Genomic DNA, 14,022 nt, shown 5'->3' on the forward strand with positions numbered 1-14,022 from the left:
CAGCACGGATCGTTACGACTGCCGTGGCTTGAGGTTCTGCACCTTATAGAAGGTGTGATCGCCGATGGTGGCCACCTGGTAAGCGTTGCGCCAGTTCGGGCTGGCGATGGCCAGCGCGGCGAAGTGGCTGGCACCGGGCACGATCTCGCGGCGCTCGCCGGCCGGCAGCGCCCAGTTGCGCTCGGCGTCGAAGGCCACGTTCATCGCCTCGCTCCAGGCCGCGTCGTTGCCCAGCTGGGTGCCGGGGGAGACGATGGTCGGTGCGAACTGCTTGCGCGCGGTGACCACCTGGCACATCGAGTCACCCCACAGGCCGCTGTCGAGGCGGCGCAGGGCAACCTCGGCCACGGCCTGTTGGCCACGCAGGGTCTGGTCGCGGGCTTCCAGGTACACGGTGGTGCTCAAACACAATGAATCAGCGGCCGGCTGCGGCAACAACTGCGACAGCCAGAGAATCCAGGCCAGTTTCATATAACTCCTTGCTCCGTATGGGCCGCACGCTCCGGTTCCGGCCGTGGGGGCGACAGGAGGCGGGGTACGACTTGGCGTCATGGGGAGGCGGCCATCGGGGCCGCCCCGTGGGCAGCCCCAAAAGAACGATCAGTACCGATCGAGGGGGCCGCGCCGGCTCACCGGAAACTGGCTGGTGAGCGGAAAGATGGCGCAAGGTAGGGGGGGATAGCCGAACGCATCGTGAATCGCCAGGCTTGACATTCAGGTTCGACAGGGGTGACGGAAATCACATTCCGCCCCCCATTCAGGTGCTCATCAAAGCGCAGCGGCGATCCGGCTGCCCTGGTCGATGGCCCGCTTCGCATCCAGTTCGGCGGCTACATCGGCACCGCCGATCAGCTGCGCGTTGATGCCGGCGGCCTGCAGTTCGGCCTGCAGCGTGCGGTTCGGCTCCTGGCCGGCGCAGATCACCACGTGATCGACCGGCAGCAGTTGTTCGCTGCCTTCAACGCGGATGCGCAGGCCTTCGTCGTCCACGCCCAGGTACTCGACGCCGCCGAGCATGCGTACGCCCTTGGCCTTCAGTGTGGCCCGGTGGATCCAGCCGGTGGTCTTGCCCAACCGCGCGCCGGGCTTGCCTGGGCTGCGCTGCAGCAGCCACAACCGGCGCGGCGACGCCTCGGCCTGCGGCCGGGCCAGCGAGCCGCGGGCCTCGAAGGTGGCGTCTACGCCCCATTCGGCCATCCAGCGCTGCGGGTCCAGCGACGGCGACTCGCCCGAATGGCTGAGGAACTCGCCGACGTCGAAGCCGATGCCGCCGGCGCCGATGATCGCTGCATTGGCGCCGACTTCGACACGGCCCAGCAGCACGTCCAGGTAGTTCACCACCTTGGCGTGGTCGGCACCGGGGAAGTCGACCTTGCGCGGGGTGATTCCCGTGGCCAGCACCACCTCGTCGAAGCCGGCCAGATTGGCGGCATCGGCGCGGGTGCCGAGGCGCAGCTGCACGCCGGTCTCGCCCAGCGTGTGGCGGAAGTAGCGCAGGGTCTCGTGGAATTCTTCCTTGCCCGGGATGCGCTTGGCCACGTTGAACTGGCCGCCGATCTCGTCGTTGGCATCGAACAGGGTGACCTGGTGGCCACGCTGGGCAGCGACGGTGGCGCAGGCCAGGCCGGCCGGGCCGGCGCCGACCACGGCGATCTTCTTCGGTGCGGCAGTGGGGTGGTAGACCAGTTCGGTCTCGTGCGCGGCACGCGGGTTGACCAGGCAGCTGGCCAGCTTGTTCTCGAACACATGGTCCAGGCAGGCCTGGTTGCAGGCGATGCAGGTGTTGATCGCCTCGGCACGGCCGGCGCGGGCCTTGTTCGGCCATTGCGGGTCGGCCAGCAGCGGCCGCGCCAGCGACACCATGTCGGCGCCGCCGCCGGCCAGGATGCGCTCGGCCACGTCGGGCATGTTGATGCGGTTGGTCGCCACCAGCGGCACCTTGACGTGCGGCTTGAGCTTGGAGGTAACCCCGGCAAAGGCCGCGCGCGGTACCGAGGTGGCGATGGTCGGAATGCGCGCTTCATGCCAGCCGATGCCCGAGTTGATGATGGTCGCGCCGGCAGCCTCGATGGCCTGCGCCTGCTGCACGATCTCCTCCCAGTTGCTGCCGTCTTCCACCAGGTCGACCAGCGACAGGCGGTAGATGATGATGAAGTCCGGACCGCAGGCCTCGCGGATGCGGCGCACGATCTCCACTGCGAAGCGCATGCGCTGGCGGGCGTCGCCGCCCCATTGGTCAGCGCGCTTGTTGGTGCGTGGTGCGATGAACTCGTTGATGAGGTAACCCTCCGAGCCCATCACTTCGACGCCGTCGTAGCCGGCCTCGCGGGCCAGCTTCGCGCTGCGTGCGTAGTCGGCGATATGACGTTCGACGCCACCGGCCGACAGCGCGCGCGGGGTGAACGGGTTGATCGGCGCCTTCAGCTTCGACGGCGCCACCGACAGCGGGTGGTAGGCATAGCGGCCGGCATGCAGCAGCTGCAGGCAGATCTTCGCGCCGTGCTGGTGCGCGGCGGCGGTCAGCTGTCGATGCGGGCGCACCTCCCATGGCCAGGACAGCTTGCCGCCGAACGGCTTCAGCCAGCCGACCACGTTCGGGGCGAAGCCACCGGTCACGATCAGGCCGACACCGCCCTCGGCGCGCTCGGCGAAGTAGGCGGCCAGGCGCGGGAAGTCGCGGGCGCGATCTTCCAGGCCGGTGTGCATCGAGCCCATCAATACGCGGTTGCGCAGCTGGGTGAAGCCCAGGTCCAGCGGGGCGAACAGGTGGGGATAGGCGCTTTCGTTGGCTGGCGACATGGTCGATACGCTTGCGTACGGAAGCGCGAAGCGTGCCGCGAAATGGCGGCCGGGGCAAGGGCTGGCGAATCGGCTACCCCTGGCCGCGCTGCGCGCTCGCCGGGCGTGGCCCGGCGCTACCCACCGCGGGACGACCAATCCCGAACCAGCCCAGCGTCACGCCGCACAGCGGGCCGATCAGCAGGGCGAAGGCCAGCGTGCCCAGGCCGACATCACCGCCCAGCCACCAGCCCAGCAGCAGCACGCTGCCTTCGATCAGGCTGCGCACCTTCCAGATCGGCCAGCCCGTACGGGCGTGCAGTCCGGTCATCAGGCCATCGCGCGGGCCCGGGCCGAGCCTGGCGCCGATGTACAGGCCGGTGGCCAGCGCAACCAGCAGCATGCCGGCGCAGAACATCGCCAGCTGCCAGCCGAGGCCGACTGCTGGCGGCAGCAGCCACAGGCCGAACTGCGCGGACGGGCCGATCAGCATCACGTTGAGCACGGTTCCCGCGCCTGGCTTCTGTCGCAGTGGCCACCACAGCAGCAGTACCAGTGCGCCGATCACGTTGGTGGCCAGGCCGAAGGACAGCGGCGTCTGCGCGGCGATGCCCTGCGACAGCACATCCCACGGCGCCACGCCGATGGCGGCACGGATCATCAGCGAGGCGCCGAAGCCATAGAGGAACAGGCCGACGATCAGTTGCAGCAGGCGCAGGGGCAGGGCGGTGGGCATGGGAGGCTCGGGGGAGGAGAGTCTGTTTCCACCGTAATCCCGGATCAGCAACTTCCATAGATACAGATGCAGGTCAATCCGCCGCCACAGGTAGCGTCGAGCCTGCATGTGGGGCTGTTCTGTAGAGCCGAGCCTGCGCTCGGCTGCTTTTGCCTGGCGCCTGCCAGCCGAGCATGGGCTCGGCTCTACATCAGCATTCGAGCCCAGCCGAGTGTGGACGCGTTTCTACCTGACCGCTCACTCGCCCCAGCCGGCCAGCGCCAGCTTGCCAAGCGTGCGTCCGCTGGCCAGACGCTGATGCGCGATGTCCAGATTCGCCGCATTGATCGTGCCCAGCGTTTCGCTCAGGGTGCCGCGCAACTGGCCGGCATCGATCATGCTGGCCGCACGACTGAGGATACGGTGCTGCTCGATGCGGTCGGCCGTGGCGAAACGCGAGCGCGCGAACATGAATTCCCAGTGGATGCCGATGCACTTGGCCTTGTAGGGATCGCCGATGCGCAGCGGGCCACGTGGTTCGACGATCAGGCCGACATGTCCCTGCGGCGCCAGCAGCAGACCCAATTCGTCCCAGTAGTGGTCGGTGTCGGCCAGGTTGAGTGCGACCTGCACCGCATCGATGCCCAGCGATTGCAGTTGTGGCAGCAGCGGATGCCGGTGGTCGATCACGTGCTGGGCGCCCATGCGCCTGCACCAGTCGATCGAGGCCTCGCGGGATGCGGTGGCGATTACCTCGAAGCCGGCGTGACGGGCCAGCTGGATCGCCATCGAGCCGACGCCCCCTGCGCCGCCGATCACCAGCAGGTGCTGGCCGGACTGGCGACGGTCATCCAGCCGCAGGGGCATCCGCTCGAACAGCAGTTCCCACGCAGTAAGGGTGGTCAATGGCAACGCAGCGGCCTCGGCGAAGTCGAGGGTGGTCGGTTTGCGTGCCACCAGGCGCTCGTCCACCAGCTGATACTGCGCGTTGCAGCCTGGGCGGGTGACATCGCCGGCGTAGTAGACCTCATCACCAGAGGCGAACAGGCTGGCCTCGTCGCCGATCGCCTCGACCACGCCAGCGGCGTCCCAGCCGAGTACGCGGGGGGCGTCGAGCGTGGCCGGATCGGTGGCGGCGCGCTGTTTGCTGTCGACGGGGTTGACCGAGATCGCCTCGACCCGGATCAGCAGGTCGCGGCCGCCCGGAGGCAGCGGTGGAGGCAGATGGATATCGTGCAGGGCAGGGGCGGATTCACGACTCAGGGCGACGGCTTTCATCTCGGCTCCGGCTGGGTTCGTGTCTGCATCATAAGGTTCCTCACCTTTCCGCGAACGCGCTGAATCGCGTGATGCAATGTGTGGCGAAGAATGTCGCTTTTCGCACTTAAACCCCGTCAAACCCTTGCAGCGCGAGGGTCTTGCGGATTTTCATCATCCTGTATAGGGTTTCAACGTCGGACCGGTGGAGGGTCGGGCACAACACTTCACATGTTACGGGACTGTTAACATGACCTTCACCCGCCTGAGCATAATGTTCGCGGCGGTGGCGTGCTGAATCGGCTGTCGAGCTTCGACGCAGTAGTGCTGGCCCATGCCTCTACCGGTTTCATACCCCCGAAATAGGAGCTGTACTCAATGAACAAGAAGATCCTTACTGCCGCGCTGCTGGGTGGTCTGGCTTTTGCCCAGGCTGCTTCCGCGCAGGAGTTCGATGACCGCTGGTACCTGACCGGTTCGGCCGGCTTCAACTTCCAGGACAGCGACCGTCTGACCAATGACGCTCCGTTCGTGACCCTGGGTCTGGGCAAGTTCATCAGCCCGAACTGGTCGCTGGACGGTGAGCTGAACTATCAGAACCCGAACTTCGATTCGAACAAGGACAAGAACTGGTCGCAGTACGGCGTCTCGCTGGATCTGCGTCGCCACTTCATCAAGGAAGGCCGCGGCTGGAACCCGTACATCGTCGGTGGCCTGGGCTACCAGAAGTCGGAAGAAGAGTACAACCCGATCGGCGGTGGCCTGGCTGACCGCAAGGACGGCAACGTTGCCGCCAAGCTCGGCGTCGGCCTGCAGACCACCTTCGAGAAGCGCGTTGCTGTGCGCGCCGAAGTGGCCTACCGCGCTGACTTCGACGACCAGAGCGTCGCTGCCAAGGACGAAAGCTGGTTCGGCGACGTGCTGGCTTCGGTCGGCGTCGTGATCCCGCTGGGCCCGGCTCCGGTCGCGGCTGCTCCGGCTCCGGCTCCGGTTGCCCCGAGCTGCGCCGACCTGGATGACGACGGTGACGGCGTCAACAACTGCGACGACAAGTGCCCGAACTCGCAGCCGGGTCAGACCATCGGTCCGGACGGTTGCCCGGTGCCGGTCTCCATCGACCTGAAGGGCGTCAACTTCGACTTCGACAAGTCGAACCTGCGTCCGGACGCCGTGGCGATCCTGAGCGAAGCCACCGAGATCCTGAAGCGTTACCCGGATCTGCGCGTTGAAGTTGCCGGTCACACCGACTCGAAGGGTACCGACGCTTACAACCAGAAGCTGTCGGAGCGTCGCGCTACCGCCGTGTACAACTACCTGACCAAGAACGGCGTTGACGCCGGTCGTCTGGTCGGCCCGATCGGCTACGGTGAGAGCCGTCCGATTGCTCCGAACACCAACCCGGATGGTTCGGACAACCCGGAAGGTCGCGCCAAGAACCGTCGTACCGAGCTGAACGTCCAGAACTAAGTTCTGACGCTCTGCCAGTAGGACACAGCAGGACCCGGCTTCGGCCGGGTCTTGTTGTTTCTGCGGCCCGGAATGTCCAGAACCCCCGGAATCGCCCGTCAGTGGTCGACCGTTCGTCGGTAATTTTCTTATAAAACCAATGAGTTGCTGTATTCATTGAAAGTGGCGCTTGAAAGCTGTCGCGGCATTGCTAAACTCGCCGCGTTACTTCCTTTCCTGGATGCCCTTCATGCTGCGCTCTGCATCGGCCGCCGTCCTGGCACTGGCCCTGGTTCCCGCCGCCCACGCTGCGGTCGATTGCTCGGTCAATACCAGCGCCTCGCCGCTGCCGTTGCCGGCCACGACCATTGCACCGGTGGCTGACGAGCTGTACATCCGCGGCAACCAGCTGGGCATGCCGGCCGGCGTGCTGAGCGGCAATTACGACCCGTCGCAGTCGTTGGACCAGGTGCTGCAGCGACTGCGCATCGATGGCTGCCAGAACATCGCCAAGGCCATTCCCAGTGCACCGGCGGTGAAGCCGAACGATCCGGCGGCCTACAAGCCGCAGACCGAATTCGACAACACGCCCTGGCGCTTCGACATGAGCCAGAACGGCAAGCGCATGACCGCCGAGGAGTTCGACGCCTGGATGAAGGCGCGTGGCGTGCGCGTGGTCAAGGCGCGTCCGGCTCCGGCCGCCACTCCGGCCCCAGCCGAAGCACCGGCTGAGACCAAGCCGGTCGACAAGAAGTAAGCGACGCGGGGAGCAGAGGCTTGCGCACGCGCCGCCCACCTGCCGCCCCCGCCGCCCGCTCCCACGCCCCGCGTGGGCGTGCGAACCCGAACGCCTCCAGTGGTGTGCGCCATGGCCTGGCGCGCGTGCTGTCCAAGGCCGGCGTGTGCTCGCGCAGCGAGGCCGCGCGCTGGATCGCCGAAGGGCGCGTACGCGTCTCTGGTCGCATCGTCCGTGATCCTGAATTTCCAATTGCCAGCCCGGCACCGCCGATCGAGGTCGACGGCCAGCCGATGGCTGCGCCGCAGCGCCTGTACCTGATGCTCAACAAACCGCGCGGGGTGGTCACTACTGCTCAGGACGAGCGTGGACGTGACACGGTTTACCGTTGTTTCGATGGTGCCGGCCTGCCGTGGATCGCACCGGTCGGGCGCCTGGACAAGGCCAGTGAAGGCCTGCTGTTGTTCAGCAATGATCCGCAGTGGGCCGCGCATCTGACCGATCCGGAGACCGGGCCGCAGAAGACCTATCACGTGCAGGTGGACCGCCTGCCCGACGAGGACACCCTGGCCGCGCTGCGCGCCGGTGTCGAAGACGAGGGCGAATTCCTGGTCGCCCTGGCCGTGCGCGTGCTGCGCAGCGGCGACAAGACCGCGTGGCTGGAGGTGGTCCTCGACGAGGGTCGCAACCGCCATATCCGTCGCCTGTTGGCGGCTTTCGACCTGCAAGTGCTGCGCCTGGTCCGGGTTGCGATCGGCGAGCTCACGCTCGGCGATCTCGGCAAGGGCCAGTGGCGGGTGCTTGAGGTCAGCGACCAGCAGCGGCTGGGGGCCGCTGCAGCGGGCTGATCATCGCCTGCGGCCGGCAACTGCCGGCCACCGTTCCAGGCGTAGGGGGCGCCTGGTTGTTGAATTTCCCGAACGGAGCCTGCCCACCATGTACCACCCGACCCTCAACCAAACCCTGCGCTGCGCAGGCCTGCTGCTGCCGATGGTGCTGCTCACGGCCTGTGGCGGCCACAAGAAAGTGGCCAAGGCGGAAACGCCTGCCGAAACCCCGGTGGTGGAAGTGAAGACCCCGGAACTGGACGGTCGCGGCAGCTACCGCTTCCTGATGAGCAACGGCGACAAGAAGATGACCGCCGACGAATTCGATGCCTGGATGAAGGCCAACGGGATCCGCGTTGCCAAGGGCAACGGCCAGGATGCCGCCGCCAAGCCGGTGGTGGTGGCCAGCAAGGACGAACCGAAGGGCAAGAAGAAAAAGAAATGACGCGCAGAGCGCGTCATTTCGGTAGCGCCGGGCCATGCCCGGCTAGCGCATAGCGCGGATATCAGGAAGCCGCCGGGCATGGCCCGGCGCTACCGTTGTTCAACCCTTGATCACGCCCAGCTCGACGCCGATGCGGGTGAACGCATCGATGGCGCGGTCCAGGTGCGCACGCGTATGCGCTGCGCTGATCTGGGTGCGGATGCGGGCCTGGCCCTTGGGCACCACCGGGAAGAAGAAGCCGATCGCATAGATGCCTTCCTCAAGCAGGCGCTCGGCGAACTTCTGCGCAAGCGGTGCGTCGTACAGCATCACCGGGCTGATCGGGTGCACGCCCGGCTTCACGTCGAAACCGGCGGCGGTCATCTTTTCGCGGAAGTAAGCGGTGTTCTCGGCCAGGGTGCCGCGCAGGTCACCGGCGGCGGCCAGCATCTCGAAGGCCTTGATGCCGGCAGCAACCACGTGCGGCGGCAGCGAGTTGGAGAACAGGTAGGGACGCGAGCGCTGGCGCAGCAGTTCGATCACTTCGGCGCTGGCGCAGGTGAAACCGCCCAGCGCACCGCCCATGGCCTTGCCGAGGGTGCCGGTGATGATGTCGATCTTTTCCAGCACGCCCTTCACCTCGGCCGAACCGCGGCCGGTGGCGCCAAGGAAGCCGGTGGCATGGCACTCGTCGATGTGCACCAGCGCGTTGTACTTCTTCGCCAGCGCGGTGATCTCGTCCAGCGGGGCGATGAAGCCGTCCATCGAGAACACGCCGTCGGTGGTGATCAGCTTGGTCTTGCAGCCGGCGGCATCCGCAGCCTGCAGCTGCGCTTCCAGGTCGGCCATGTCGCAGTTGGCATAGCGGAAGCGCTTGGCCTTGCACAGGCGCACGCCGTCGATGATCGAGGCATGGTTCAGCGCGTCGGAAATGATCGCGTCGTTCTCACCGAGCAGTGGCTCGAACAGGCCGCCGTTGGCATCGAAGCAGGCCGCGTACAGGATGGTGTCCTGCTTGCCGAAGAAGCTGGCGATCTGGGCTTCCAGCTGCTTGTGCAGGTCCTGGGTGCCGCAGATGAAACGCACCGAGGCCATGCCGAAGCCGTGGCTGTCCAGTGCGTCCTTGGCCGCCTGGATCAGGTCCGGATGGTCGGCCAGGCCCAGGTAGTTGTTGGCGCAGAAGTTCAGCACCGTGCGGCCGTCATCGAGGGTGATCTCGGCCGACTGCGGGCTGGTGATGATCCGCTCGGACTTGAACAGGCCCTGGGCGCGGATGGCGTCCAGTTCCTCGGCATAGTGGCGGGTCAGGGCGGAGGAGGCGTCGGTCATGGCGTGGGCACGGCTCTGAACGGGGAAACCGCTGATTCTACCGGGCATCGCCGCTCACCAACCGGCCCGGTCGGAGCATCGCCACGGCCGGCACATGTTGCATCGCAATAGCAAACTGGTTAAGAATTCGTGAACCGGAGCTGTCCCGCCCCGGCCGCTACGCCCGCTCCCGCCTTCCACGCCACCGCCCCCACCGGAGACGCTCATGAAGCACGCCCGTGCCTGCCTCGCCATTGCCGCTGCCCTGACCCTGGCCGCCCCGTTCGCCGCCAGCGCCCAGGAAAACGAATCGCCGTACAGCTGGAACGTCACCGCTGTTTCCGATTACCTGTTCCGTGGTGTGTCGCAGACCGATGAGGATCCGACCCTGCAGGCTGGCTTCACCTACACCAGCCCGGTCGGCCTGTATGCCGGCGTCTGGGGCTCGGGCGTGGACTTCGGTGCCGGCGATCCCAAGACCGAAGTCGACTACCTGATCGGCTACGGCGTGGACGTCACCGAGCGCGTCAACGTCGACGTGCTGCTGAATCGCTACACCTACCTGAAGTCCAGCCGCCAGAACTACAACGAGCTGATCACCACCACCACGCTGGATGACACCTACAAGCTGACGGTGGCCTACACCAACGATGTATGGAACAGTAGCACCGATGGCTGGTACTTCGGCCTGGGCGGCAGCTGGGGCCTGCCGAAGGAGTTCACGTTGAATGCCAACGTCGGCCGCAGCACGTTTGAAGACGGCATCGCCAAGGATTACACCGACTGGAATGTCGGCGTTGAGCGCCAGTTCGGGATGGCCAAGGTCGGCCTGGGCTACTACGGCACCGACGGCAACGGCCGCGACAACTCCGGCAAGCTGGCCCACAGCCGCGTGATGCTGAGCGTCGCGATCGGTAACTGATGCGCCTTCGCTGATGTCCACGAAAAAGGCGCCCAATGGGCGCCTTTTTCAATTCCAGCAGCATGCCTCACCCCGGCTGGGGGAGAGCCCCCTTGTTGTTCAAGGGGGCGCGCCGACGGCGCGGGGGATAAGGAAACCTGCGGGGGAATTGACCCGAAGGGTCAATTCCAGCTGAGCACCACCTTGCCGGCCTTGCCTTCTTCCATCAGGTCGAAGCCCTTCTGGAAATCATCGATCGGCAGCTGGTGGGTCATCACCTTGCCCAGCGGGAAACCGGACAGCACCAGCTGGGTCATCTTGTACCAGGTCTCGTACATCTTGCGGCCGTAGATGCCCTGCACGGTCAGGCCCTTGAAGATGATCTTGTCCCAGTCGCAGCCGGCGCCCTTGGGCATGATGCCGAGCATGGCGATCTTGCCGCCGTGGTACATGCAGTCGAGCATGTCGTTGAACGCGCGCGGGTTGCCGCTCATTTCCAGGCCCACGTCGAAGCCTTCCATGTGCAGCTCCTTCATCACGTCCTTCAGCGAGGTCTTGGCGACGTTGACCACGCGGGTGGCGCCCATGTCGGCGGCCAGCTTCAGGCGGAAATCATTGACGTCGGTCACCACCACATTGCGCGCACCGATGTGCTTGCAGATGCCGGCGGCGATGATGCCGATCGGGCCGGCGCCAGTGATCAGCACGTCTTCACCGATCACGTTGAACTCCAGCGCGCAGTGCGCGGCGTTGCCGTAGGGATCGAAGAACGCGGCCAGCTCGGACGGAATCTGGTCCGGGATCGGCCACAGGTTGCTGGCCGGCATCACCATGTATTCGGCGAACGCGCCGTTGACGTTGACGCCGATGCCGACGGTGTTCGGGCACAGGTGCGGGCGACCGCCACGGCAGTTGCGGCAATGGCCGCAGACGATGTGGCCTTCGGCCGAGACGCGCTGGCCGATCTCGTAGCCGGTCACGCCCGGGCCGATCTCGGCGATGCGGCCGACGAACTCATGGCCGATGGTCAGGCCCGGCTTGATCGTGCGCTGGCTCCATTCGTCCCACAGGTAGATGTGCAGGTCGGTACCGCAGATCGCGGTCTTTTCCAGCTTGATCAACACCTGGTTGGGGCCCGGGGTCGGCACCGGAACCTCTTCCATCCAGATGCCCTTGGCTGCTTCGCGCTTGACCAGGGCCTTCATCGTTTGCTGCGCCATCGGGGTGGAACTCATCAGGGGGAAAACGCGGATTATAGAGGCCCGCGCGGAATTCCCATGTTGCGCTGCGGGTGCAGTGGCGGAACGAAAGGCGTGTGCTGGCGGGCGTTTCGAACAACGCCGCTGCGCTCGCCGGGCCATGCCCGGCGGAGGGCATCGGTGCGCCTGGCCCATGACTTCCGGGGTTCGGGTCGGGGCAGGGTGGCGGGCTACAATCGAAGGTTCCACTACCAGGGGCCGCTCCATGCGCTCGAACCTGCTTGCATTCTCCATCGTCGCCAGCCTCGGGCTGGCCCAGGTCGCCCATGCCGCTGAAGGCATGTGGGTGCCGCAGCAGCTGCCGGAAATCGCCGGCCCGCTGCAGAAGGCCGGCCTGAAGCTGTCCCCGGAACAGCTGGCCAACCTGACCGGCGACCCGATGGGCGCGGTCGTCGCCCTCGGCGGCTGCACCGCCAGCTTCGTCTCGCCACAGGGCCTGGTGGTCACCAACCACCACTGCGCCTACGGCGCCATCCAGCTGAATTCGACCGCGCAGAAGAACCTGATCAAGGATGGCTTCAACGCGCCGACCCAGAAGGATGAACTGAGCGCCGGCCCGAACGCCCGCGTGTTCGTGCTCGACCAGATCACCGACGTCACCGCCCAGGCCAAGGCCGCCATTGCTGGCGCCGGCAACGATCCGCTGGCCCGCAGCCGCGCGCTGGACGCGTTCGACAAGGCCCAGGTCGCCGCCTGTGAAGCCGATGCCGGCTTCCGCTGCCGCCTGTACAGCTTCTCCGGCGGCAACACCTACCGCCTGTTCCGCAACATGGAAATCAAGGACGTGCGCCTGGTCTACGCGCCCCCGGGCAGCGTCGGCAAGTTCGGTGGCGACGTCGACAACTGGATGTGGCCGCGCCACACCGGCGACTTCTCCTTCTACCGTGCCTACGTCGGCAAGGACGGCAAGCCGGCCGCCTTCGCCGCCGACAACGTGCCCTACCAGCCCAAGCACTTCCTGAAGTTCGCCGACCAGCCGCTGGGCGCCGACGACTTCGTGATGGTGGCCGGCTACCCGGGCCGCACCAACCGCTACGCACTGGCCGGCGAGTTCAACGAAACCGCCAGCTTCACCTACCCGACCATCGCCAAGCACTACAACGCAGTGCTGAAGATGATCGCCGATGCTGGCAAGGCCGACGCCGACGTCAAGGTGAAGTACGCCGCCACTGCCGCCAGCATGAACAACGTGGCCAAGAACTACCTGGGCCAGCTGGAAGGCTTCAAGCGCATCGACGCCGCCGGCCAGAAGCAGGCTGAAGAAGCCGCCGTGCTGGCCTGGCTGAAGAAGCAGGGTGCTGCCGGCAAGCCGGCGCTGGCCGCACACGCGCAGCTGCTCAAGCATCTGGATACCAGCAAGTCGACCCGCGAACGCGACCTGTTCGTCGGCCAGTTCAACAACACCTCGGCCGTTGGCGCAGCGATCACCCTGTACCGCCTGTCGATCGAGCGCAGCAAGCCGGATGCCGAGCGCGAAGCCGGTTACCAGGAACGCGACCTGACCACCATCGAAGGTGGCCTGAAGCAGATGGACCGTCGCTACGTGGCAAAGATGGACCAGCAGCTGCAGACCTACTGGCTGGACCAGTACGTGGCCCTGCCGGCCGCGCAGCGCGACAACGAAGTGCTGAACAAGTGGCTGGCCGGCAGCGATGCCGCTGCGGTGAAGTCGCTGGTGAACAAGCTGGGCGGCACCGAGCTGGGCAGCCTGGACACCCGCCTGAAGTGGTTCAAGGCCGACCGCGCTGCGTTCGAAGCCAGCAACGATCCGGCCATCCAGTACGCCGTGGCCGTCATGCCGGCACTGCTGAAGCAGGAAGAGCAGAAGAAGATCCGCGAAGGCGAATCGCTGACCGCTCGCCCGCTGTACCTGCAGGCCGTGGCCGACTACAAGAAGAGCCAGGGCGAGTTCGTCTATCCGGATGCCAACCTGTCGCTGCGCATCACCTTCGGCAACGTCATGGGCTACGGCAAGGACGGCGTGAAGTACACCCCGTTCACCACCCTGGAAGGCGTGGCAGCGAAGGAAACCGGTGAAGATCCGTTCGATTCGCCGAAGGCGCTGCTCGATGCGGTCAAGGCCAAGCGTTACGGTGGCCTGGAAGACAAGCGCATCGGTTCGGTGCCGGTGAACTTCCTGTCCAACCTGGACATCACCGGTGGCAACTCCGGTTCGCCGGTGCTGGACGCCAATGGCAAGCTGGTCGGCCTGGCCTTCGATGGCAACTGGGAATCGGTCAGCTCCAACTGGGTGTTCGACCCGGTGATGACCCGCATGATCGCCGTCGACAGCCGCTACATGCAGTGGATCATGCAGGAAGTGGCGCCGGCGCCGCAGCTGCTGAAGGAACTGAACCTGGCGAAATAAACC

At 66.0% G+C, this 14,022-nt stretch carries 12 protein-coding genes; 6 read left to right on the forward strand and 6 right to left on the reverse strand.

Annotation, left to right across the window (positions count from 1 at the left end):
• Positions 1 to 12 precede the first annotated feature (12 nt).
• The 4 genes from AC3ITW_RS04110 to AC3ITW_RS04125 form a co-directional block, all read right to left on the reverse strand.
• Complete coding sequence (locus tag AC3ITW_RS04110; protein WP_004145661.1) at positions 13 to 471, reverse strand: cell wall hydrolase; 459 nt, start codon at positions 469 to 471, stop codon at positions 13 to 15.
• A gap of 297 nt (positions 472 to 768) precedes the next feature.
• Complete coding sequence (locus AC3ITW_RS04115) at positions 769 to 2,799, reverse strand: NADPH-dependent 2,4-dienoyl-CoA reductase (protein WP_100434109.1); 2,031 nt, start codon at positions 2,797 to 2,799, stop codon at positions 769 to 771.
• A 73-nt stretch (positions 2,800 to 2,872) separates the two neighbouring features.
• Positions 2,873 to 3,514, reverse strand: a complete 642-nt coding sequence (yczE, locus tag AC3ITW_RS04120; RefSeq protein ID WP_065722661.1) for a membrane protein YczE — start codon at positions 3,512 to 3,514, stop codon at positions 2,873 to 2,875.
• A 237-nt stretch (positions 3,515 to 3,751) separates the two neighbouring features.
• Positions 3,752 to 4,771, reverse strand: coding sequence for a zinc-binding alcohol dehydrogenase family protein (locus AC3ITW_RS04125; protein ID WP_004145718.1), 1,020 nt, complete (start codon positions 4,769 to 4,771; stop codon positions 3,752 to 3,754).
• Positions 4,772 to 5,128: 357 nt separating this feature from the next.
• On the opposite strand from AC3ITW_RS04125, the gene AC3ITW_RS04130 reads away from it, so the two are divergent.
• The 4 genes from AC3ITW_RS04130 (at position 5,129) to AC3ITW_RS04145 (ending at position 8,204) form a co-directional block, all read left to right on the forward strand.
• Positions 5,129 to 6,217: an OmpA family protein gene (locus AC3ITW_RS04130; RefSeq protein WP_004145719.1), complete on the forward strand. Its 1,089-nt coding sequence runs from the start codon at positions 5,129 to 5,131 to the stop codon at positions 6,215 to 6,217.
• A 229-nt stretch (positions 6,218 to 6,446) separates the two neighbouring features.
• A complete protein-coding gene (locus tag AC3ITW_RS04135) occupies positions 6,447 to 6,953 on the forward strand; it encodes a hypothetical protein (protein ID WP_012510168.1) in 507 nt (168 codons plus the stop codon).
• Between the two features lie 20 nt (positions 6,954 to 6,973).
• The gene (locus AC3ITW_RS04140; protein ID WP_202908171.1) at positions 6,974 to 7,780 is read left to right on the forward strand and encodes a pseudouridine synthase; all 807 of its coding nucleotides are present in this window, start codon (positions 6,974 to 6,976) and stop codon (positions 7,778 to 7,780) included.
• 88 nt (positions 7,781 to 7,868) lie between these two features.
• Positions 7,869 to 8,204, forward strand: coding sequence for a hypothetical protein (locus AC3ITW_RS04145; RefSeq protein ID WP_005412356.1), 336 nt, complete (start codon positions 7,869 to 7,871; stop codon positions 8,202 to 8,204).
• Between the two features lie 99 nt (positions 8,205 to 8,303).
• Here the strand turns inward: AC3ITW_RS04145 and kbl are convergent, their stop codons facing one another.
• Positions 8,304 to 9,512, reverse strand: coding sequence for a glycine C-acetyltransferase (gene kbl, locus AC3ITW_RS04150; RefSeq protein WP_100434111.1), 1,209 nt, complete (start codon positions 9,510 to 9,512; stop codon positions 8,304 to 8,306).
• Positions 9,513 to 9,717: 205 nt separating this feature from the next.
• Here kbl and AC3ITW_RS04155 point away from each other — a divergent pair, with 205 nt between their 5' ends.
• Positions 9,718 to 10,413, forward strand: coding sequence for a TorF family putative porin (locus AC3ITW_RS04155; protein WP_100434112.1), 696 nt, complete (start codon positions 9,718 to 9,720; stop codon positions 10,411 to 10,413).
• A 161-nt stretch (positions 10,414 to 10,574) separates the two neighbouring features.
• On the opposite strand, the gene tdh is transcribed toward AC3ITW_RS04155, so the two are convergent.
• Complete coding sequence (tdh, locus tag AC3ITW_RS04160; RefSeq protein ID WP_100434759.1) at positions 10,575 to 11,597, reverse strand: L-threonine 3-dehydrogenase; 1,023 nt, start codon at positions 11,595 to 11,597, stop codon at positions 10,575 to 10,577.
• A gap of 259 nt (positions 11,598 to 11,856) precedes the next feature.
• On the opposite strand from tdh, the gene AC3ITW_RS04165 reads away from it, so the two are divergent.
• Entirely contained in the window at positions 11,857 to 14,019 is a 2,163-nt protein-coding gene (locus AC3ITW_RS04165) for a S46 family peptidase (protein WP_100434113.1), read from the forward strand.
• The last annotated feature ends 3 nt before the right edge of the window (positions 14,020 to 14,022 follow it).

This window comes from Stenotrophomonas sp. KH_052 (genome assembly GCF_057838755.1).